This is a genomic window from Blastococcus sp. SYSU D00922, from assembly GCF_054050495.1.
In genome coordinates this window covers 43,399-65,048 of record NZ_JBJGZL010000003.1, presented here as the reverse complement: position 1 = coordinate 65,048, position 21,650 = coordinate 43,399, and the positions used below count along the sequence as shown (strand labels likewise).

Annotated in this window: 18 protein-coding genes; 9 read left to right on the top strand and 9 right to left on the bottom strand. The window is 74.6% G+C overall.

Annotated elements, in window-relative coordinates; all coding sequences use genetic code 11:
• Nucleotide 1: 1 nt before the first annotated feature.
• The 3 genes from ACI78T_RS05205 to ACI78T_RS05195 all read right to left on the bottom strand — a co-directional run bounded on the left by ACI78T_RS05205 (nt 2) and on the right by ACI78T_RS05195 (nt 5,135).
• A complete protein-coding gene (locus ACI78T_RS05205; protein ID WP_456557022.1) occupies nt 2-2,689 on the bottom strand; it encodes an ATP-binding protein in 2,688 nt (895 codons plus the stop codon).
• A 103-nt stretch (nt 2,690-2,792) separates the two neighbouring features.
• Nucleotides 2,793-3,908 (bottom strand): phosphoserine transaminase, encoded by a 1,116-nt coding sequence (gene serC / locus ACI78T_RS05200; protein WP_456557021.1) that lies wholly within the window; start codon nt 3,906-3,908, stop codon nt 2,793-2,795.
• A gap of 96 nt (nt 3,909-4,004) precedes the next feature.
• A complete protein-coding gene (locus ACI78T_RS05195) occupies nt 4,005-5,135 on the bottom strand; it encodes a citrate synthase 2 (RefSeq protein ID WP_456557020.1) in 1,131 nt (376 codons plus the stop codon).
• 200 nt (nt 5,136-5,335) lie between these two features.
• On the opposite strand from ACI78T_RS05195, the gene pdxH reads away from it, so the two are divergent.
• On the top strand, nt 5,336-5,983 hold the full coding sequence (pdxH, locus tag ACI78T_RS05190; RefSeq protein ID WP_456557019.1) for a pyridoxamine 5'-phosphate oxidase: 648 nt from the start codon (nt 5,336-5,338) through the stop codon (nt 5,981-5,983).
• The gene (locus ACI78T_RS05185) at nt 5,980-7,347 is read left to right on the top strand and encodes an MFS transporter (RefSeq protein ID WP_456557018.1); all 1,368 of its coding nucleotides are present in this window, start codon (nt 5,980-5,982) and stop codon (nt 7,345-7,347) included. The genes pdxH and ACI78T_RS05185 overlap by 4 nt, the downstream gene beginning before the upstream one ends.
• Nucleotides 7,348-7,554: 207 nt before the next feature.
• On the opposite strand, the gene ACI78T_RS05180 is transcribed toward ACI78T_RS05185, so the two are convergent.
• The gene (locus ACI78T_RS05180) at nt 7,555-8,250 is read right to left on the bottom strand and encodes a UdgX family uracil-DNA binding protein (protein ID WP_456557017.1); all 696 of its coding nucleotides are present in this window, start codon (nt 8,248-8,250) and stop codon (nt 7,555-7,557) included.
• 91 nt (nt 8,251-8,341) lie between these two features.
• On the opposite strand from ACI78T_RS05180, the gene ACI78T_RS05175 reads away from it, so the two are divergent.
• The 6 genes from ACI78T_RS05175 (at nt 8,342) to ACI78T_RS05150 (ending at nt 16,372) form a co-directional block, all read left to right on the top strand.
• Nucleotides 8,342-9,256, top strand: coding sequence for an ABC transporter ATP-binding protein (locus tag ACI78T_RS05175; protein ID WP_456557016.1), 915 nt, complete (start codon nt 8,342-8,344; stop codon nt 9,254-9,256).
• Entirely contained in the window at nt 9,253-10,440 is a 1,188-nt protein-coding gene (locus tag ACI78T_RS05170) for an ABC transporter permease (protein WP_456557015.1), read from the top strand. Before ACI78T_RS05175 ends, ACI78T_RS05170 begins: the two co-directional genes overlap by 4 nt.
• 38 nt (nt 10,441-10,478) lie before the next feature.
• Nucleotides 10,479-11,459, top strand: coding sequence for a TIGR03557 family F420-dependent LLM class oxidoreductase (locus ACI78T_RS05165; protein WP_456557014.1), 981 nt, complete (start codon nt 10,479-10,481; stop codon nt 11,457-11,459).
• Nucleotides 11,460-11,536: 77 nt separating this feature from the next.
• Nucleotides 11,537-12,397 carry a tetratricopeptide repeat protein gene (locus ACI78T_RS05160; protein ID WP_456557013.1) on the top strand — a complete coding sequence of 287 codons (861 nt, stop codon included), beginning with the start codon at nt 11,537-11,539 and terminating at the stop codon, nt 12,395-12,397.
• Between the two features lie 107 nt (nt 12,398-12,504).
• Nucleotides 12,505-15,309, top strand: a complete 2,805-nt coding sequence (ppc, locus tag ACI78T_RS05155) for a phosphoenolpyruvate carboxylase (RefSeq protein ID WP_456557012.1) — start codon at nt 12,505-12,507, stop codon at nt 15,307-15,309.
• On the top strand, nt 15,302-16,372 hold the full coding sequence (locus ACI78T_RS05150; RefSeq protein WP_456557011.1) for an inositol monophosphatase family protein: 1,071 nt from the start codon (nt 15,302-15,304) through the stop codon (nt 16,370-16,372). Before ppc ends, ACI78T_RS05150 begins: the two co-directional genes overlap by 8 nt.
• Here ACI78T_RS05150 and ACI78T_RS05145 read toward each other — a convergent pair.
• Nucleotides 16,369-17,769, bottom strand: coding sequence for an NADP oxidoreductase (locus tag ACI78T_RS05145; RefSeq protein WP_456557010.1), 1,401 nt, complete (start codon nt 17,767-17,769; stop codon nt 16,369-16,371). The genes ACI78T_RS05150 and ACI78T_RS05145 overlap by 4 nt on opposite strands.
• Nucleotides 17,770-17,841: 72 nt before the next feature.
• Between ACI78T_RS05145 and ACI78T_RS05140 the strand changes: the two genes are divergently transcribed.
• Nucleotides 17,842-18,150, top strand: a complete 309-nt coding sequence (locus ACI78T_RS05140) for a putative quinol monooxygenase (RefSeq protein ID WP_456557009.1) — start codon at nt 17,842-17,844, stop codon at nt 18,148-18,150.
• A gap of 3 nt (nt 18,151-18,153) precedes the next feature.
• Here ACI78T_RS05140 and ACI78T_RS05135 read toward each other — a convergent pair whose 3' ends face one another.
• The 4 genes from ACI78T_RS05135 to ACI78T_RS05120 form a co-directional block, all read right to left on the bottom strand.
• The gene (locus tag ACI78T_RS05135) at nt 18,154-18,960 is read right to left on the bottom strand and encodes a hypothetical protein (protein WP_456557008.1); all 807 of its coding nucleotides are present in this window, start codon (nt 18,958-18,960) and stop codon (nt 18,154-18,156) included.
• A 75-nt stretch (nt 18,961-19,035) separates the two neighbouring features.
• Nucleotides 19,036-19,845 (bottom strand): Fpg/Nei family DNA glycosylase, encoded by an 810-nt coding sequence (locus ACI78T_RS05130; RefSeq protein ID WP_456557007.1) that lies wholly within the window; start codon nt 19,843-19,845, stop codon nt 19,036-19,038.
• A gap of 42 nt (nt 19,846-19,887) precedes the next feature.
• Nucleotides 19,888-21,243, bottom strand: coding sequence for a cryptochrome/photolyase family protein (locus ACI78T_RS05125; protein ID WP_456557006.1), 1,356 nt, complete (start codon nt 21,241-21,243; stop codon nt 19,888-19,890).
• A 36-nt stretch (nt 21,244-21,279) separates the two neighbouring features.
• Nucleotides 21,280-21,600, bottom strand: a complete 321-nt coding sequence (locus ACI78T_RS05120) for a GNAT family N-acetyltransferase (RefSeq protein ID WP_456557005.1) — start codon at nt 21,598-21,600, stop codon at nt 21,280-21,282.
• Nucleotides 21,601-21,650: the final 50 nt, after the last annotated feature.

Sequence of the window (21,650 nt, the reverse complement as noted above, 5' to 3'; positions counted from 1 at the left end):
GTCAGCCCGGCGCGGCGGCCGACGTCCGGCCGGCGAGCGCGCTGGTGATCACCACCGTGGTCCCCTCCGGGCTCGGGGTGGCGGTGATCTCCCCGAACGCGCTCATCAGCGTCGAGCCGCGGCCCCGGTCCATGCTGGGTACCCGCTCCCGCCACTGGCCGTAGTCCCGCACCGCGATCCGGACGTACCCGTCGCCGATCGCGGCGGAGACGTCGACGAAGGGTTCGGTCGGGTCCTGCGCGTGCTCGATCGCGTTGGTCGCCGCCTCGCAGGCGGCCAGGAGCAGGTCGTAGGCCTGGTCCTCCTCGACGCCGGCCGACTCCAGCCAGCCGCGCAGCCGCCGGCGCAGCACGGGGATGGACGACGCCGAGGAGGGCAGCCGCCAGCGGGCGTCCTCACCCGGTGCGGCCTGCTGCGGCCGGCGCGGCGACGGCGTCACCGGCCGGGGCGTCCCCTCGTCCGGTGGAGCCGGAGTGGGTGCGTGCGCGGCGGTCGGCCGGTCGGGGACCACGTCCGCCGGAGGGTTGGGAAGGGAGGCGGCGGCGGTGCGGCCGGCGGCGCGGTCGAGGGCCACCCGCACGCGCGCGATCAGCTCGTCGGCCCGGAACGGCTTGGCCAGGTAGTCGTCGGCCCCGGCCTCGAGGCCCTCGACGGACGCCTCCTGGCCCGCGCGCGCGGTCAGCATGATCACCGGGACCTGCCGGGTGGCCGGGTCGGCCCGCAGCGCGCGCAGCAGCTCGAAGCCGTCGACGCGCGGCATCATCACGTCGGTCAGGACGACGTCGGGCAGCTGCTCGGCGACCGCCTGCAGCGCCTCCTCGCCGTTGGCCGTCGTCCGCACCGTCCAGTGCGGGCCGAGCAGCCGGGTGAGGTAGGCGCGCATGTCGGCGTTGTCGTCGACGACGAGGATGCTCGCCCCCGCCGACGGGCCCGCGGCGGGCCGGCCGGGCCGGGTCGTGTCCTGCTCCCAGCTCGCGGCCTCGCCGCGCGCCGCGTCCGACGGGCTGACGGCCCGGGAGCCCGGCGCGGCCACGTCCGGGGCGCCGTAGGGCAGCGCGACGGTGAACGTGCTGCCGACGCCGGGCTCGCTGGTCACCGAGACGGTGCCGCCGTGCAGCGCGGCGAGCTCGTGCACGAGCGCCAGCCCGATGCCGGTGCCCTCCCGGGTGCGGGCCGTGGCGCCGGCGACCCGGTGGAAGCGCTGGAACAGCTGCGGCAGCTCTTCGGCCACGATCCCCACGCCGGTGTCGGCCACGGTGAGCCGGAAGCCGTCGTCGTCGCCGTGGAGCGCGACGTCGATGCCGCCGACGAACGTGTACTTGACGGCGTTGGCCAGCAGGTTGACGACGACCTTCTCCCACATCCGCGGGTCGACGTAGGCCGGGCGGTCGAGGGGTGGGCAGTCGACGGTGAGGCGCAGCCCGGCGCGCTCGGTCGCGGCGCGGAAGATGCCGGCGAGCTCCGAGGTGAACGTGGCGACGTCGGTCTCGACCCGCACCGGGTTGGCCCGGCCGGCCTCGATGCTGGCGAAGTCGAGCAGGTCGTTGACCAGCCGCTGCAGCCGCTGGCCGTTGCGCATCGCCAGCTGCAGCTGCTCCTGGGCGCCGGGGGGCAGCGGATCGTCGGGATCGTCCAGGACGTCGCCGATCGGGCCCAGCAGCAGGGTGAGCGGGGTGCGCAGCTCGTGGCTGACGTCGGAGAAGAAGGTGGTCTTCGCGCGGTCGAGCTCGGCCAGGGACTCGGCGCGCAGGCGCTCGGTCTCGAACGCACGGATGTTGGCCACGACGGCGGCGAACTGGCCGGCCACCAGCTCGTGGAAGGACCGGTACTCGTCGTCCAGCGCGCGGTTGGGGCTCTTCCCGACGAGGAGGTACCCCAGCGGCTCCGCCTCGCGGGAGGCCGAGACGGGCAGGACCAGCGCCTCGGTCACCGCGTCGCCGAAGGGGCCGCCGGTGAGGCCCAGGTGGCCGACCTCGGTGGGTAGTTCGCCTGGGACCGCTACCTCCGGCAGGAGCGCGGGATCGCACCCGGTGGCCGCCACCAGCCGGTAGCGCCGGTCGCCCGGCCCGGTCAGGTAGACCGCCGCGAACGGCAGGTCGAGGACGTCGCCCTCCAGGGAGCGGCACATGGCGGTGACGGTCTCCCGTTCGTCGCCCAGGTGGCCGCCGGCGAGCGAGAGCTCGTGCAGCAGCCGCTGCCGCCGCTCGCCGAGGATCTGACCGGTCACCTCCGTGCAGACGCCGTGCATGCCGGCGACCGCGCCGTCGTCGTCGAACGCCGGCGCGTGCGAGACGGTGAAGTAGGTCTCCTCGCGGTACCCCGACCGTTCCAGCAGGAGCAGGAGACCGGGCAGCCAGGAGGCCTCGAGCGTCTCCATGGCGTGCGCGATCGGCGGTCCCAGGGCGTCCCAGCCCTCGGCCAGGGTGACGCGGATGTCCTCCCCGATCGCCGGGTGCTTCGCGCCGATGAAGGGGGCGTAGGCGTCGTTGTAGAACTGCGTGAACTCCGGGCCCCACGTGAGGACCATCGGGAACTTCGACACCAGCACCGTCCGGACGGCGTGCCGCAGGCCGGCCGGCCACGACTCGACCGGCCCGACCGGGCTGCTCGCCCAGTCGTGGGCAGCCATGAGCCGCCCGGCGTCACCACCCGCGGCGAACAGCTCGCCGCCTCCGGGCCCCGAGGACACGGGAACCACACTCACCTCCAGCCGACGACAGGCGCGCCTGACCCGGCTCTCACGTCGCGTCCTGGACGCTACCCGGCGTCCCTGACCGCCGGCTCGCGTCCTCCTACAGGCGCTCGACCACGTGGTCGATGCACGCGGTCAGCGCGCTCACGTCGTCCGGGTCGACGGCGGGGAACATGCCCACGCGCAGCTGGTTGCGGCCCAGCTTGCGGTAGGGCTCCACGTCGACGACGCCGTTGGCCCGGAGCGTCTTCGCGATGGCGGCGGCGTCCACGGAGTCCGCGAAGTCGATGGTGCCGACGACGAGGGAGCGGTGCGCGGGGTCGGCCACGAACGGGGTGGCGTAATCCGACTTCTCCGCCCAGCCGTAGAGCCGGCTCGACGAGTCGCTGGTCCGGGCGACCGCACCGGACAGGCCGCCGAGGGAGAGCAGCCAGCGGATCTGGTCGGCCAGCAGGAACAGCGTCGCGACGGCCGGGGTGTTGTAGGTCTGGTCCTTGGACGAGTTGTCGACCGCGATCGACAGGTCGAGGAAGCCGGGGATCCAGCGCCCGGAGGCCTTGATCTCGGCGACCCGGGCCAGGGCGTCCCCGGACATCAGCGCCACCCACAGCCCGCCGTCGGCGGCGAAGGACTTCTGCGGGGCGAAGTAGTAGACGTCGGTCTGCCCGATGTCGACCGGCAGGCCACCGGCGCCGCTGGTGGCGTCGATGAGGACCAGCGCGTCGTCGTCGCCGCCGTGCGGCCGCTCGATCGGCGCCATCACGCCGGTCGAGGTCTCGTTGTGGGCCCAGCCGTAGGCGTCGATGCCGGCCTGGCCCCGCGGCAGCGCCAGCGAGCCGGGCTCGCCCTTCGCGATGACCGGGTCGCCCAGGAAGGGCGTCTCCGTGACGCCGGAGGCGAACTTGGCGGAGAACTCGCCGTAGGTGCCGAAGGCCGCGCGGTCGCGGATCAGGCCGAACGCGGCGGCGTCCCAGAACGCCGTCGTCCCGCCGTTGCCCAGGACCACCTCGTAGCCGTCGGGCAGGTCGAACAGCTGGGTCAGCCCCTCGCGGATCTCCCGGACCAGGTTCTTCACCGGCGCCTGCCGGTGGGAGGTGCCCATGACCGCGGCGCCCTCGCCGGCCAGCGCGCGCAGCGCCTCGGGGCGGACCTTGGAGGGTCCGCAGCCGAACCGGCCGTCGGCGGGCAGGAGCTCTGCGGGGATGGTGATGGTCACCGGGCGTGCCTCTCGGTTCTCGTTAGCGGGGCGAACGACGACGGCCCGGGACCGCAGGGGAGCGGGACCGGGCCGTCGAGGTCAGGGAGTGCGCCTTCAGGCAGGCGCGACCTGCGTCGTGGCCTTGGTCTGGATGGTGTCCCAGCCCTCGACCTCCTCGGGCTTGCGCGGCTCGGGACCGATGTAGCGGGCCGAGGGGCGCACGAGGCGGCCGGTGTTCTTCTGCTCGAGGATGTGGGCGCACCAGCCGGCGGTGCGGGCACAGGTGAACATCGAGGTGAACATGTGGCTGGGCACCTCGGCGAAGTCGAGGACGATCGCCGCCCAGAACTCGACGTTGGTCTCGACCGGGCGGTCGGGACGGCGCTCGCGCAGCTCCTTGAGCGCGGCGTTCTCCAGGGCGAGAGCGGCCTCGAAGCGGGGCGCGCCCAGCTCCTCGGCGGAGCGGCGGAGCACGCGGGCGCGGGGGTCCTCGGCGCGGTAGACCCGGTGGCCGAAGCCCATCAACCGCTCCTTGCGGTCGAGCAGGTCCTTGACGTACTTCTCGGCGTCGCCGGTCTTCTCCACCTCGTCGAGCATGTGCAGGACGCGGGAGGGGGCGCCGCCGTGCAGCGGGCCCGACATGGCGCCGATGGCGCCCGACAGCGAGGCGGCCACGTCGGCGCCGGTGGAGGCGATGACGCGGGCGGTGAAGGTGGAGGCGTTCATGCCGTGCTCGGCGGCCGACGTCCAGTAGGCGTCGACGGCGGCGACGTGGCGGGGGTCGGGCTCGCCGCGCCAGCGGATCATGAACCGCTCGACGATGGTCGACGCCTCGTCGACCCGCTTCTGCGGGACGGCGGGGATGCCGATGCCGCGGGCGGACTGGGCGACGTAGGACAGCGCCATGACGGCGGCCCGGGCGAGCTCCTCGCGGGCCTCCTCGGCGTCGATGTCCAGCAGCGGGCGGTAGCCCCAGATGGGCGTCAGCATCGCCAGGGCGGCCTGGACGTCGACGCGCACGTCGCCGGTGTGCACGGGGATCGGGAACGGCTCGGCCGGCGGCAGGCCAGGGCCGAACTTCCCGTCGACCAGGAGGGCCCAGACGTTGCCGAAGGTCACCTTGCCGACGAGGTCCTCGATGTCGACGCCGCGATAGCGGAGGGCGCCGCCGTCCTTGTCCGGTTCGGCGATCTCGGTCTCGAAGGCGATGACGCCTTCCAGGCCGGGTACGAAGTCGTCGGCCATCTCGCATGCTCCTCTGCGCGCGGACCCTGCGCGCCGGGGGGATGGCACGCAGATTGCCTTCCGACACTAGGCCGTGCGGGGACGCCCGGTGCAGGCGGGGCCGCTCCGGGCCTGGTGGGGAGCCCTCTCCGCGTGCTGCGGGGATCCCGCGCGGCCCGCCTTCGCGAGCCGGTGCCGGCGGACGGTGCCAGCATGGCGGCGTGCCCGACCTCACCCGCATGCGCAACGACTACACCGCCGGCCGGCTGACCGAGGAGGAGCTCGCGTCCACCTGGGTGGAGCAGTTCGACAGGTGGTTCGCCGACGTCGTGGCCGCGGAACTGCCCGAGCCCAACGCCGTGGTGCTGGCCACGGCCGACGCCGACGGCGCCCCGGACGCCCGGGTCGTGCTGATGAAGGGCTACGACGAGTACGGCGTCGTCTTCGGCACCAGCTACGCGTCGGCCAAGGGCGCGCAGCTGGCCGCCAACCCGCGCGCCGCGCTCGTCTTCCCCTGGCACGCGCTGCAGCGGCAGGTCCGGATGGCCGGCCGGGTGGAGAGGATCGGGCCCACCGCCTCCGACGGGCTGTGGGACCCCCGGCCGCGGGGGTCGCAGCTCGCGGCGGTGGCCTCGGTGCAGTCGACGGTCGTGGACTCGCGGGAGGAGCTCGCCGAGCGGGTGCGCCTGCTCGACGAGCAGACGCCGGGGGAGAAGGTGCCCCGCCCCGAGATCTGGGGCGGCTACCGGGTGATCCCCGACCGCGTGGAGTTCTGGCAGGGCGGCAAGGACCGGCTGCACGACCGGCTGCGGTTCGTGCGGGACGACGAGGAAGGCGGCGGCTGGGTCGTGCAGCGGCTCGCCCCATGACGTCTCCCGTCGACCCCGTCGAGGGAGGCAAGGCGGTCGAGGAGCCGGTCCCCGTCACCGGGAGGCGCGGCTGGGCGATCGACACCACGCCGCTGCGCAACCCGCACTACCGGCGGCTGTTCTGGGGCGTCGCGGCGACGATGCTCGGCCAGCAGATGACGCTGGTCGCCGTCCCGTTCCAGGTCTACGCGCTCACCGGGTCGTCGCTGCTGGTCGGCGTCACCTCGATCGTCGCCCTGGTGCCGCTGATCGTCTTCGGGCTCCTCGGCGGGGCGATCGCGGACGCGATGGACCGGCGCCGGCTGATGCTCATCACCTCGGTCGGTGCGGCGGTGACGAGCGCACTGCTCGCCCTGCAGGCGCTGCTGCCGGGCGGCGGCAACCTGGTGCTGCTGTGGATCCTCACCGCCTGCGTGTCCGGCTTCGCCGCGGTCAACCAGCCGACCCGCAGCGCCGTGATCCCGGCGATCGTCGGCCCGGCCGGCGTCCCCGCGGCCAACGCGCTGGCCATGACGGTGCGGCAGGCCGGCGTGATCGTCGGCCCGCTGCTGGCCGGCGTCCTGATCGGTATGGGGGAGCTGTTCCTCGCCTACGCGATCGACGCGCTGGGCTTCCTGGTGGCCGCGGTGCTGCTGCGCGGGCTGCCGTCGCTGCCGCCGCACGGCGTCGAGGGGCCGCTCCGGCTGCGGGCCGCCGTCCGCGGGGTGGGGGAGGGCTTCGCCTTCCTGCGCACCCAGCCGGTCCTGCTGATGACGTTCGTCGTCGACATCATCGCGATGATGTTCGCCTGGCCGCAGGCGGTCTTCCCCGAGCTCTCGGAGACCAGGTACGCCGAGTCGCCGAACAGCCTGGGCTGGCTGTTCGCCGGGGTGTCGATCGGCGCGCTGGTCATGGGGCTCACGTCGGGCTGGGTCTCGCGGGTCGACCGCCAGGGCGCCGTCGTCCTCGCCGCGATCGCGGTGTGGGGCGTGGCGATCATCGGCTTCGGGCTGGCGCCGACGCTCTGGCTCGCCGTCCTGTGCCTGGCCGTGGCCGGCGCCGGCGACATGGTCAGCGCCGTCCTGCGCTCCTCGATGCTCCAGCTCGCCGCGCCGGACGACATGCGCGGCCGGATGCAGGGCGTGTTCATCGTGGTCGTCGCGGGTGGGCCGCGGCTGGGCGACCTGCGGGCCGGGGCCATCGCGAGCGCCGCGTCGGTCAGCGTGGCGATGGTGTCCGGCGGCGTGGTCGTCGTCGTGGCGATGGCCGTGGTGGCGCTGGTGGTCCCGTCCTTCTGGCTCTTCCGCGCGTCGCGCTCGGCGGTGGCGGCCCGGCCGGGCTCGCCCGCCCCCGAGAGTGGCGAGGACCGGCCGGGCAGCGCGTAACACTGCCACGGCTACGACACGTTCCGGTATCGCTCGACCGGGCGCGGGCGTGAGCCGCCCGAGGGCGGGGAGACGGGGCCTCGCTGGACCGCTGGAGGCCCCGGAACCCCGCCCTCGCGGTGTAGATCGGCGATGAGGCCCTACTTCGGGGAAGTAGGGCTCCAGGACGGCGGCCGGACCCCTACTTCCCGGAAGTAGGGCGCGTCGTCAGGCGAGGGCGCCGGCCACCACCTTCAGGTCGGCGACGAGCGCCTCGTAGGCCGCGTCGCGGGCCTCGTCGGGCGTCCGCAGGATCGCCGACGGGTGCGTCGTCGCGAGCATCCACGTCTGCGCGGGCGCGCCCTCGTCCGGCTCGTCGTCGTCCGCCTCCTGCGAGCCGTCGTCGACCACCGGGGCGACACCGGGCGGGGTCCACGGGATCAGCCGGCCGCGGTCCTTGGTGATCCGGAAGGACGGCGAGATCAGCGCCTTGGCCGCCGTGGCCCCCAGGCAGACGACCACCTCCGGCTGGAGGACGGCGAACTCAGCCTCCAGCCACGGGCGGCACGCGCGCAGGTGCTCCGGGCCGGGCGTCTGGTGGATCCGCCGCTTGCCCTTCACGGTGAAGCGGAAGTGCTTGACCGCGTTGGAGATGTAGGCGTCGCGGCGGTCGATGCCGGCGTCGCCCAGCGCCTTGTCCAGCAGCCGCCCTGCCGGGCCGACGAACGGCTCGCCCTTGCGGTCCTCCTGGTCGCCGGGCTGCTCGCCGACGAACACGATGCGCGCCGTCTCGGGCCCCTCGCCGAAGACCGTCTGGGTCGCCGGCTCCCACAGCTCGCACGCGCGGCAGCCGGCGGCCGCGGCGCGCAGGCCGTCGAGCCCCACGCCGGTCGGCGGCTGGGCGACTCCCTGCTCGACGCTCATGTCCCGATGACACCGCAGTGGCGCGCCGGGCGCGAGGCGAGGGGCGGATACGGTGCGTGACAGGACCGTTCCACCTACTGCTGGGGGAGATGTGCTCGAGTTCGACGGGCTTCACAAGAGCTTCGGCGACAACCGTGTCCTGGACGGGGTCGGCTTCACCGTCGCCCCCGGGTCGATGTTCGGGTTCTGCGGGTCCAACGGCGCCGGCAAGACGACGACGATGCGCATCGCCATGGGCCTGGTGCGACCCGACGCGGGGGAGGTCCGCTGGCGCGGGCAGGCCCTGGACCAGGGCATCCGCCGGCGCATCGGCTACATGCCGGAGGAGCGCGGGCTCTACCCGAAGATGAAGGTCGGCGAGCAGGTCGCCTACTTCGCCCGGCTGCACGGGCTGGACGGCGCCGCGGCGACGCGGGCCGCCGACGAGTGGGTCGAGCGGCTCGGCCTGGCCGCCCGCCGCGGGGACGCCGTGGAGAAGCTGTCGCTGGGCAACCAGCAGCGCGTCCAGCTGGCGGCCGCGCTGGTCAGCCGCCCCGAGGTGCTGATCCTCGACGAGCCCTTCTCCGGCCTCGACCCGATCGGTGTCGACTCCCTCGCCGAGGCGCTGCTGAGCCAGGCCCGCGAGGGCGTGCCGGTCGTCTTCTCCAGCCACCAGCTCGACCTCGTGGAGCGGCTCTGCGACTCCGTCGGGATCCTGGCCCGGGGCCGCATGGTGGCGACCGGGACCGTCGAGGAGCTGCGCCGCCGCGAGGCCGGCCGCCTGCTGCGGGTGATCGCCCCGGACGCCGGTCCCGACTGGGCAGCCGCGCTGCCGGGCGTGCGGGTGGTCTCCGAGCGCGCCGGCGACACCGTGCTCGAGCTCGCCGACGGCGGCGACGACCAGGCAGTGCTCGCCGCCGCCCTGCGCACCGGGCGGGTCACCCACTTCGCCTGGCAGCAGCCCTCGCTCGTGGAGCTCTTCCGCGAGGCCGTCGCCACCCCGACCCCGCAGGAGGTGGCGGCGTGAGCGAGCCGCGGAGCCTGAGCAGCGCGTCCCTCGTCCGCCTGGTCGCCCGGCGGGAGGTCCACGCGCGGATCCGGGACAAGAACTTCATCATCAGCTCGGTCGTGATCATCCTGGTGCTGCTCGGCACCCTGGGCCTGCAGGTGGCCCTCGACTCGGGCGGCGACGAGGTCCGGGTCGGTGTCGTCGGTGACGCACCCGGCGTGGAGCAGGCGCTCGAGGCGCAGGGGACGGTCCTGGACGTCGACGTCACCGTGGTCGGCCTGGACGACGAGGCGGACGCCCGGGCGGCCGTCGAGGACGAGGACGTCGACGGCGCGCTGCTCACCGGCGGCGCGGAGCCCGAGCTCCTCGTGCAGCAGGAGGCCGGGGGCGCGCTGCAGGCCGTGGTGCAGGGCGCGGTCACGCAGCTGGCGATCGCCGAGCAGCTCAGCGAGGCGGGGATCTCCGGGCTGGCCAGCCCCGAGGTGGCGGTCACCGCGCTCGACCCCGATGCCGACCAGGACAGCCAGCGCGTCGTCGCCGCGGTCATCGGGGCGGGCCTGCTCTACGGCCTGCTGATCCTCTTCGGCCAGTTCATCGCCCAGGGCGTGGTGGAGGAGAAGGCCAGCCGGGTCGTCGAGCTGCTCCTGGCCACGATGAAGCCGTGGCAGCTCCTGGCCGGCAAGATCCTCGGGCTCGGCCTGCTCGGGCTGGCCCAGATCGTGGTCATCGCCGTCGTGGGCGTGGCCGGGGCCATCACCCTGGACATCGTCGACATCCCCGGTGAGCTCATCGGCACGGCCGTGTCGGTCGTCCTCTGGTTCGTGCTGGCCTACGCCTTCTACGCGGCGATCTTCGCGGTGGCGGCGTCCCTCGTGAGCCGCCAGGAGGACCTCGGCACGGTCCTGATGCCGACGACGCTGGTCCTCGTCGCGGCCTTCGTCGTGGGCATCCAGGCGTCCTCCGACCCCGACGGCACCCTGGCGCGGGTCACCTCCCTCGTGCCCGGCCTCTCGCCGCTGGTCATGCCCGTCCGGCAGGCAGCGGGGGAGGTGGCGGTCTGGGAGATCGCCCTGGCCGTCGTCCTGATGCTCGCCGCGATCGCGCTGATCGTGCGGCTGGGCGGCCGGATCTACGCCGGCGCGCTGCTCCGCACCGGAGGCAAGCTGAAGATGCGGGAGGCGCTCAGGGCCGAGCGCGTGTGAACCGGTTGGGCGCAATGCGTCGCGGGTAGCCGCGCGGCATGGGCATGCAGCTGGGCTACACGATGATGACCGAGCAGGCCGGGCCGAAGGACCTCGTCAGCCACGTGGTGGGCGCCGAGGCGGCCGGGTTCGACTTCGCGGTGAGCAGTGACCACTACTTCCCGTGGCTGGACGAGATGGGGCACTCGCCGCACGCGTGGACGGTGCTCGGCGCGGCCGCGCAGGCCACCAGCCGCATCCCGCTGACCACCTACGTCACCTGCCCGAGCTTCCGGTACCACCCGGCGATCGTGGCGCAGAAGGCGGCGACGCTGCAGATCCTGTCCGACGGCCGGTTCACGCTCGGCCTCGGCGCGGGGGAGAACCTCAACGAGCACGTGGTCGGGGCGGGCTGGCCGCCGGCCGACGTCCGCCAGGAGATGCTGGAGGAGGCCATCCACATCATCCGCGACCTGTTCGACGGCGACGGCTACACCAACTTCCGCGGCGAGCACTTCGACGTCGAGTCCGCGAAGCTCTGGGACCTGCCGGAGAAGCGGGTGCCGATCGGGGTCGCCGCCGGTGGCAAGCAGGCGGCCACGATCGCCGGCGAGCTGGCCGACGCCCTGATCGCCACCGATCCCGAGCGCGAGCTGGTCGAGCAGTTCGAGGCCGCCGGTGGCGCCGGCAAGCCGAAGATCGCCCAGATGCCGATCAGCTACGGCACGGACAAGGCCGCCGCCGTCACGCGGGCGCACACGCTCTTCCGCTGGTTCGGCCTCGGCTGGAAGGTCAACGCCGAGCTGCCCGGGCCGTCGGCGTTCGACTCGGCGAGCTCCTTCGTGCGCGAGGAGGACGTCGAGAGCAGCATCCCGTGCGGCGACGACGTCGAGGCCGTGATCGAGGGCGCGAAGGAGTACGCCGACGCCGGCTTCACGCACCTGGCGCTCGTGCAGATCGGCGGCGACCAGCAGGCGCCGTACCTGGAGTGGACCGAGAAGACGCTGCTGCCCGCCTGGCGCGAGGCCTTCGGCAGCTGACCGGCACGCACACCTTGGGGTGAGGTCATCCCGCCGGGGGGCGCGGGCAGCGTTCCCCGGCGGCAATCATCGGCGGCATGACCGAGGACCTCGACGCCCGCCTCCAGGCGCTGCAGTCCTCCGACGACGTCTACGCGCTGATCGACCTCGGCTGCGACCTGGCCGACGTCGGGAGGCAGACAGACGCCGAGTGGTGCTTCCGCCGCGCCGCCGACCTCGGCGACACCGTCGCCTCCTTCAACCTCGGCAACGCGCTCGCCGCCCAGAAGCGGTTCCCCGAGGCGGTCGAGGCGTACGAGGTCGCGATCGCCGGCGGCGAGGCCGACGCCTGGCGCAACCTCGGCAAGGTCCTCGAGGACCTCGGCGACCTCGCCGGGGCCATGCGCGCCTACCGCGGCGCCGTCCAGGCCGGTGACCTCGAGGGCGGGCTGCAGCTGGCCTTCCTCCTGCGCGAGCAGGGCGAGCGGCACGCCGCCATGGACGTCGCGGTGGAGATCGCCGCGATGGGCGACCAGGAGGCCGCCGCCGTCGTCGCCTGCTGGCGCTGGTGCGCCACGATGGACCCGTCGCTCGAGCCCGACCTCCGCGCCGGCGCCGACCACTTCCCGGCCGCCCGCGCCGACCTCGCGCACCTGCTGCGCGAGACCGGCCGCAAGGACGAGGCCCGGTTCCAGCTGGAGAAGGGCGCCAAGCGCGGTGAGGCCGTGGCCTGGCTGCCGCTGGGCAACTTCTACGCCGACGAGATGAACGACGACGAGGCGGCCGAGGAGGCCTACCGCGGGGGGATCGCCGCGGGCGAGGCGTACTGCCACCACAACCTGGCCGTGCTGCTGGCCGAGCGGGGGGACTTCGACGGCGCCGTCGAGCAGTTCCGGCTGGGTGCGGCGGCCGGCGACCAGCTCGCCGCGGACGCCCTCCGAGAGCTCGAGCACGGCTGACGACCCGCGAGATCTGCACACTCGTGCCCATCAGGCTCTGATGGCCACGAGTGTGCAGATCTCGGGCCCGACATGAGGCCGTTACACGGGGGCCGGATACTGCCCGCGTGTCCGAAGCCACAGTCGACGTCGCCGACCTGCGTCCCTCCGGTTCCCCTGACGGGGCGGACCGGGCCGATGACGCCCCCCTCCGCGACGACATCCGCCTGCTGGGACGCGTCCTCGGCGAGGTGATCGGGTCGCAGGCGGGGCAGGACGTCCTCGACCTGGTCGAGTCCACCCGGGTGGAGGCGTTCAAGATCCGCCGGTCCGAGATGGACCGCGCGGAGCTGGCGCAGCGCCTCTCCGGGCTCGACGTCCGCTCGTCGAACCACGTCATCCGCGCCTTCAGCCACTTCTCGGTGCTGGCCAACCTGGCGGAGGACATCCACCACGAGCGCCGCCGCCGGTTCCACCGCCGCGAGGGCTCGCCGCCGCAGACCGGCAGCCTGGCCGCGACCATGGCCCTGCTCGACGACGCCGACCTCGACGCCGACGTGGTCGCGCGCGAGCTCGCCGGCGCCCTGGTGTGCCCGGTCGTCACCGCGCACCCGACCGAGGTGCGGCGCAAGACGATCTCCCAGGTGCAGCGGCACATCGCCGAGCTGATCCGGCAGCGCGACCGCTCGGCCGGCGGCGAGGTCGACGACGCCCGGTGGTCGGCCGAGCTGTGGCGCTCGGTGCTCACCCTCTGGCAGACGGCGCTGCTGCGGCTCTCGCGGCTGCGCCTGCAGGACGAGATCGACGAGGCGCTGCGCTACTACGACCTGTCGCTGTTCGAGGTCGTCCCGGCCATCAACGCCGAGCTCCGGCGGGCGTTCGAGGAGCGCTGGCCCGACGCCGGCCTCCTCCGCCGACCCATGCTCCTGCCGGGCTCGTGGATCGGCGGCGACCGGGACGGCAACCCGTTCGTCACCGCCGACGCGCTGCGCCGGGCCACGAGCCGCCAGGCCGAGACGGCGCTGGCCCACCACCTCGACGAGCTGGAGGCGCTGCGCGGCGAGCTGTCGATGTCCGACCGGCTCGTCACCCCGACGCCCGAGCTCTACCACCTGGCCGACGCGTCCCGGGACGACTCACCGTTCCGCGCCGACGAGCCCTACCGCCGCGCCCTCAACGGCATCTCCGCCCGCCTCGCGGCCACCGCGCACGCGGTCCTCGGCCGCGTGCCCGGCCCCGCACCGGAGACGCCGCTGCCCCCGTACGAGTCGCCCGACGAGCTCCGCGCGGACCTCGACGTCGTCGACGCCTCGCTGCGCAGCCATGGCGCCGGGGCGCTCGCCGACGACCGGCTGCTGCGGCTGCGCGAGGCCGTCGAGGTCTTCGGCTTCCACCTGTGCGGGCTGGACATGCGGCAGAACTCCTCGGTCCACGAGGAGGTCGTCGGCGAGCTGCTGGCCTGGGCCGGTGTCTGCGACGACTACGCCTCCCTCGACGAGGAGGCGCGGGTCGAGCTGCTGGCCGGGGAGCTGACGCTGCGGCGGCCGCTGGTGCGCCCCGGCGCCGAGCTCTCCGACACCGCCCGCGGCGAGCTCGACGTGCTGCTGGCCGCCGCCGACCAGGTGGCGCTGCTCGGCCCGCGCACGGTCCCGAACTACGTCATCAGCATGTGCGAGTCGGTGAGCGACGTCCTCGAGGTCGCCGTCCTGCTCAAGGAGGTCGGCCTGCTCGACCCCGGCGCGGAAGGCGGGCCGACGTCGTCGGTCGGCATCTCGCCGCTGTTCGAGACCATCGGCGACCTCCAGGCCGCCGGGACGACGCTCGCCGCGATGCTCGACCAGCCGCTGTACCGCTCGCTGGTCGCCTCCCGGGGCGAGCAGCAGGAGGTCATGCTCGGCTACTCCGACAGCAACAAGGACGGCGGCTACCTCGCCGCCAACTGGGCGCTGTACCGCGCCGAGCTCGACCTCGTGGAGGTCGCGCGCGCCGAGGGCATCCGGCTGCGGCTGTTCCACGGGCGCGGCGGGACCGTGGGGCGCGGCGGCGGGCCCAGCTACGAGGCCATCCGCGCGCAGCCCCCGGGCGCGGTCGCCGGCGCGCTGCGGATCACCGAGCAGGGCGAGGTCATCGCCGCCAAGTACGCCGACCCCGACCTGGCCCGGCGCAACCTGGAGGCCCTCGTGGCGGCCACCCTCGAGGCCAGTCTCCTCGACATCGAGGGCCTCGGCGACGACGCGGAGCCGGCCTACGCGCTGCTCGACGACCTCGCCGGTCGCGCCCAGCAGGCCTACCGCGCTCTGGTGCACGACACGCCGGGCTTCGTGGAGTGGTTCCGCGCCGCGACGCCGATCAAGGAGCTGGGCGAGCTCAACATCGGCAGCCGTCCGCCGTCGCGCAAGGCGGGCGATTCGATCGCCGACCTGCGCGCCATCCCGTGGGTGTTCAGCTGGTCGCAGGCGCGGATCATGCTGCCGGGCTGGTACGGGACCGGCTCGGCGCTGGAGTCGTGGGTCGACGGTGACGACGCGAAGCTCGAGCGGCTGCGCGAGCTGCACCGGACCTGGCCGTTCTTCCGCACGGTGCTCTCCAACATGGGCATGGTGCTGGCCAAGACCGACCTGGACCTCGCCGCGCGCTACGCCGAGCTGGTGCCCGACGAGGACCTGCGGGCGCGCGTCTTCGACCAGATCACCGCCGAGCACGAGCGCACCTGCCGGATGCTGCTGGCCGTGACCGGCGACGACCAGCTGCTGGCCGACAACCCGTCTCTGGCCCGGTCGATCCGCAACCGCTTCCCCTACCTGGAGCCGCTGCACCACCTGCAGGTGGAGATGCTGCGCCGCCGCCGGGCGGGTGAGGACGACGAGCTGACCAGCCGCAACATCCACCTGACGATCAACGGCATCGCGACCGCCCTGCGCAACAGTGGCTGACCACCGCGTCGCCGCCGGCGGGCCGGACCTCGGCTGCGCGGCGGCGTCGCTGGCGCTGGCGCCGGCGGCGCTGGCCCCCGCGGTCAGCGACCCCGCCTACCGGGTGCTCGTCGGCGACGACGGGACGGCGGTGCTCCTGCGCCGGCAGTGGACCGCCGAGGGCGTCTCCGAGGCGGTGCTGCTCGCCGACTCGGGCGTCGGCCCGGACGCCCCCGCCGTCCTGGCGACCGCCTCGGCGTGGGGCTGCGACCGGGTGCGCGACCGGCCGGGTGGGCGCGGTGTCCGGCCGGTTCCCGCACCAGGAGGAGAAGACCCGCTGAGCGCGCGGTTCCTGCACCTCGCCGCGCTGGCCGCGACGCGGGTGGAGACGGCGGTGGCCCTGGCCCGCGGTACCGGCGAGGACCGCGTCAAGGCCGACGGCAGCCCTTCGGTGGCCGCCGACGAGGCGGCCCACGTGGCGGCCGCGGAGGTCCTCGCGGACCTCGGCGTGCCGGTGCTCAGCGAGGAGCGCACCGACGGCGAGGTGGCCGGTGACGAACCCTGGGTGGTGCTCGACCCCCTCGACGGCACCGGGAACTTCCGCGCCGGCCTCCCGCCGTGGGCCTTCTCCGCCGGGTTGGTGCGGGCCGGCCGGCCCGTCGCCGGCGTCGTCGTCGACCTGTCGTCGGGGCGTCGCTGGTGGGCCGACGGCGAGCGCGCCTGGCGGGACGGCCTGCCGGTCGCGCCGCGGCCCGGCAGCACCGTCGTCGTCCCGTCCGCGCCGGCCGGGGGCACGGTCGTCGTGCCGGGGCCGGCCCACCGGGTCCGGGTCACCGGCTGCACCGCGGTGGAGCTGTGCCTGGTCGCCGACGGTTCGGCCGCCGCCTGGCACGACATCGACCGCAGCGGCACGCACGCGCACGACGTGGCCGGCGCGCTGGCGGTGCTGCTGTCGGCCGGGGGTGCCGCGCTGATGCCCGACGGCACGCCCGTTCGGTTGGCGCCCGACACCTCGGCGAAGCTGCGGTTCGTGGCGGCCTCCTCGCACGGGGCCGCGGCCGAGCTCCTGCGCGCGGTCGGCTAGCGCGCGGCGGCCGCCCGCACGGCGGCCATCAGCGACTCCCGCTCGTGCAGCGTCGTCCTGGCGCGGCCACGGGTCGCGCCGAGCGCGGCCTCGGCGGCGTCGATCGCCCGCCAGTCCTCGAGCAGCACCGGTTCGGCACCCCGTGCCACGAGCTCGTCGACCAGGTCGCCGACCGGGCCGCCCACCCGCAGTTCCCCGGCGGCGACGTCGGCCAGGAGCGCGGCCACCGTCTCGCGGGCGTCGTGCTTGTTGTGCCCCACCACGCCGCTGGGCCCGCGCTTGATCCAGCCGGCCACGTACTCGCCGGGGGACACCGCGCCGTCGCGGAGCACCCGGCCGGTGTCGTTGGGCACCGTCCCCGACCGCTCGTCCACCGGCAGCCCCGGCAGCGGGACGCCGCGGTAGCCGACGGAGCGCACCACCAGGTCCGCCGGCAGCACCTCCAGCTCGCCGGTGCCCATGGCCCGCCCGTCGCCGTCGACCGCGGTCCGCTCCACCTCGATGCCGGTGACCCGGTCGGTGCCGAGCAGCCGGACCGGACGGCGGAAGAAGCGCAGCCGCAGCCGCACCCGGTCCGGCGCCGCCGCGTGGTCGGCCCAGCCACGGAGGACGGCGAGGTTGCGGCTGACGTTGCGGTCGGCCGCGGCGTGCTCCTCGGCGAGCGGGTCGAGCTCCAGCTCGGCCGGGTCCACCAGCACGGTGGCCTCGGCGAGGCCGTCGAGCTCCCGCAGCTCCTGGGTCGTGAACGTGGCCTGGGCCGGTCCCCGCCGGCCGAGGACGGTGACCTCCTCGACCGGGGCCGCGGCGAGGACGTCGAGCACGTGCTGCGGCATGTCGGTCGGCTCGAGCTCCTCGGGGGTCCGCGACAGCACCCGCGCGACGTCGAGCGCGACGTTGCCGACCCCGATGACCACGGCCGACCGCACGCCGGCCAGCGCGGCCTCGACGCGGGCCCGGTCCGCGTCGGGGTGGCCGGTGTACCAGGCGACCAGGTCGGTGGCGGCGAGGCTGCCCGGCAGCTGCTCGCCCTCGATGCCCAGCTGCCGGTCCAGCGAGGCGCCGTACGTGTAGATCACCGCGTCCACGTGCCGCCGCAGCTCGGGGAGGGAGATGTCCACGCCGACGTCGACGTTGCCGACGAAGCGGACCAGCGGGTGGTCGAGGAAGCGGTGCAGGGTGTCGCGGATGGCCCGCATCTTCGGGTGGTCGGGCGCGATGCCGTGCCGGACCAGGCCGAACGGCGTCGGCAGCCGGTCGATCAGGTCGACGGCGACCGGGACGTCGTCCTGGCGGGTCAGGGCGTCCGCCGCGTAGATCCCGGCGGGCCCGGCGCCGATCACCGCGACGCGCAGCGGGCGCTCGGCCGACGGGGGACGGGACGCGGCGTCGGCGGGCACGCCTGGCATCCTGACCCGGCCCGGGCCGTTCGCACCAGCCCGGACCCCGCCGCCGCCCGCCCTGGAGGACCGTTGTCCGTCGTCGTCGTCGCCACCATCACCCCGAAGCCCGACCAGGTCGACGCCGTCCGCGACGCGATCCTGACCGCGGTGCCGAAGGTGCACGAGGAGCCCGGCTGCGAGCTCTACGCGCTGCACGAGGGCGACGGCTCGTTCGTCATGGTCGAGCGGTGGGAGAGCCCCGAGGCGCTGAAGGTGCACGGTCGCGCCGAGGCGCTCACCACGCTGGGCGGGGCGATCGCCGACAAGCTGGCCGCGCCGCTGGACGTCCGCCGGCTGGCGCCGGTCCCGGCCGGCGAGGCGGGCAAGGGCGCGCTCTAGGCCTCAGCAGGCGACGTTGCGGTCCCACTCGTCGCGGACGTACTGGCTGAGGACCACCTCGCCGTCGGGGACGAGCGGGTCGTCGTCGCAGGCCGCCTCGGCCTGGTCGGCGGTGACCGAGCCGGCCAGCCAGCTGTCCAGCTCGGCCAGGACGCTGTCGTCGTCCACCTCGCCGACGATCTGGCCCCACTGGCGGCCGGTCGAGTAGATGCCGACCTCGGCGTCCCGCGAGAGCAGGTAGGCCGCCATGCCCTCGAGCGTCGCACGGTTGCGGTCGTCGGCCTCGGCGGACCCGTACTGCCAGGTGTTCATCGTCTCGACGTCGAGCCACCACACGTACCGGGAGGGCTGGCTGTCGACCCGCGCCGCACGGGCGGCCGGGGTGAAGAACGACAGGACGCTGTTCTCCGCCCGCTCCCAGCCGTACTCCCACGAGCACGCCGTCGAGTTCGTCCCGTCGCACGGGCCGTAGGGCGTGGAGCCGCTCTGCGGCCAGGTGGTCACCTCGTCGAGCAGCTGCCCCGGGTTGGCGGTGTTGAGGTACAGCTGGGCCCGCGGCTGGCCGGCCACCTCACCGGAGGACTCCCACGCCCAGGTCAGCTGCTCCTGCAGGCAGGGGTTGGCCCGGGTGGACAGCCCGCCGTTGACGCCGACGACGGCGAACGCGCGCTCGCGCGGCAGGTCGGTGTCGCACTGGGGGTGCGACACGTCGTAGCCGACGGAGGTGTCCGCCCAGGCCGCCCCGGGCACGGCGACGGCCGCCGCGACCCCGCAGGCCACGACGGCGATCCTCCGCGCTGACGATGCCATCGGCGGCGAAGGTACACGGGTTGCGGCCGGTGGTGCCGGGCCGTCACGGAACCGCAAAGTCGCTGGTCGGCAGGCCTAGGTCGCCTGGCAGACCGGGCACCAGTAGAGGTTGCGCCCCACCATGACCTCGGTCTGCACCGGTGTGCCGCAGATCCGGCAGGGCAGTCCCGTGCGCCGGTAGACGTAGTGCGCGTCGTCGCGCTGCACCGCGCCCCGTCGCCGCGTCCGGTCCTCCGGCCGGGTGGTCACGATGCGGCCCATGCGGACGCCGGCCCGCATGAGGGTCACCAGGTCCGCCCACATCGCCCGCCACAGATCGGCGTCGACGGCGCGGCCCGGGCGGAACGGCGAGACGCCGTGCCGGAACAGCAGCTCGGCCCGGTAGACGTTGCCCACGCCGGCGAGCACCGACTGGTCCATGAGCAGGGCGCCGATCGCCGTCCGGCTGCCGGCGATGCGGCGGTGGGCCCGGGTGCCGTCGGCCCGCCGCCGGAGGGGATCGGGGCCGAGCCGGTCGAGGATCGCCTTCACCTCCGGCTCGGCGAGCACCTCGCACGCGGTGGGGCCGCGCAGGTCGGTCCAGACGCCGGTGCCGTCGGGCCCCTCGGCGGTCCACCGCATCCGCAGCGCACCCTTCGGCGGGGGCGGGTCACCCGTGCCACCGGTGAACGTTCCGTACAGGCCGAGGTGCACGTGCAGCACGTCGCCGCCGAAGTCGGCGAACAGGTGCTTGCCGTAGGACCAGACCTCCTCCAGCACCCGCCCGTCGAGCAGGGCGGCGCCGGCGTCGAACCGTCCCTGGGGGCTGGTGACCCGGACCGGTCGCCCGGCGAAGGTCTGCTGCTGCTCCCGCGCCAGGCGGTAGAGCGTGTGCCCCTCAGGCACCGGCGGTCCTCCGGATCCCGGTCGCGGTCACGAGGACCGGACCTACTGGTAGCGGGCGAGCGCTTCCTGGCGCTCGGCGGCGTGCTCGACGATCGGCTCGGGGTAGCCGGCCGGGGGTCCTCCCGGTGCCAGCCACGGCTCGTGGACGTGGGCGGTCGGGACGTCGCGCAGCTCGGGCACCCAGCGGCGCACGTAGTCGCCGTCCGGGTCGAACTGCCTGCCCTGCTTGGTCGGGTTGAAGACCCGGTAGTACGGCGAGGCGTCGGTGCCCGTACCCGCGACCCACTGCCAGCCGTGGTTGTTGCTGGCGAGGTCGCCGTCGACCAGGTGCTGCAGGAAGTGGCGGGCTCCCCGCCGCCAGTCCAGGTGCAGGTCCTTCACCAGGAACGAGGCCACGATCATCCGCACCCGGTTGTGCACGTAGGCCTCGCCGAGGAGCTGGCGCATGCCGGCGTCGACGATCGGGTAGCCGGTGCGGCCCTCCGCCCAGGCGGCGAAGTGCGCGTCGGCCTCGGGCCCGGTGTCGTACGCGATGGCGCCGGTGCGGGCGTCGAGCGGCTCCCGCGCCGACTCCGGCCGGTGCCAGACGACGTCGGCGTAGAACTCGCGCCAGGCGAGCTCGTCGGTGAAGCGCCGGACCGCTTCGGTGGCCTCGTGGTCCTCCGCGAGGTCGGCGAGCAGCGTGCGCGGGTGCAGGCAGCCGTACTTCAGGTAGGGCGAGAGCCGGCTGGTGCCGTCGGTGCCCGGGAGGTTGCGGGTCTCGGGGTAGCCGGGCAGGAGTTCGTCGCGGAACCGCTCCCAGGCGGCAAGAGCCGCGGCCTCCCCGGCAGGCGGGAGCCGCACGTCGCCGAGGTCCTGGTCCGGCGGCAGGCCGTCCGACGGCACGTCCCGCAGCCAGGGCACCCGCTCCGGCCGCGGTGCCGGGGCCCGCCAGCCGTGCGCCCGCCAGGCCCGCGCGAAGGGGGAGAACACCCGGAAGGGCTCGCCGTCCTGCTTGGTGACCCGGCCGGGCGTGACCGCGTAGGGGGAGCCGGTCGCCACGATCGGGACGTCGCCGAGCGCGGCCTCGACCTCGGCGTCGCGCCGGCGGCCGTAGGGCCCGGCGTCGGCCGACACGTGCACGCCCGTCGCCCCGACCTCCCGAACCAGCGCCGGCAGGACGGCGGCCGGGTCGCCGGAGCGGACCACCAGCGCGCCGCCGAGCGACTCGTCCAGCGCGGCCAGGCAGTCGCGCAGGAACTGGCGGCGTGGCCCGCCGGCCGGCTCCCACAGCCGGGGGTCGACCACGAACACCGGCAGGACGTCGCCGCCCGCCCCCGCGTCGTCCACCGCGGCGAGCAGGGCGGGGTGGTCGGCCAGCCGCAGGTCGCGGCGGAACCACAGCAGCGACGTCGGCACCTGCGGAGCGTAGGCAGGGACCGCCGGAGCCGCAGGTCAGCGGTCGGCGGTCGCCAGCCCGAAGTGCGGGCGGTCGTCGGCGGCGACGAGGTCGGTCAGCTCGGGATGCTGCTGGATGTAGTGGCGGACGAAGGAGCAGTAGGGGAGGACTGTCAGCCCTCGCTCGCGGGCGGCGTCGAGCACGCCGGCGACGAGCTGCGTGCCGATGCCGCGGCCGCCGACACCGGGGTCCACCTCGGTGTGCGGCAAGGTCATCGTGCTGCCGTCGACGTGGTAGCTGGCCAGACCGACGACCCGGCCGTCGAGCCGGATCTCGAAGCGTCCCTTCTCGGGGACGTCCACCACCTTCGTGTCCATCGTCCTCGTCCTTCCGTCCCCCGGCGCCGTTGCCGGAGCCCGACGTGTAC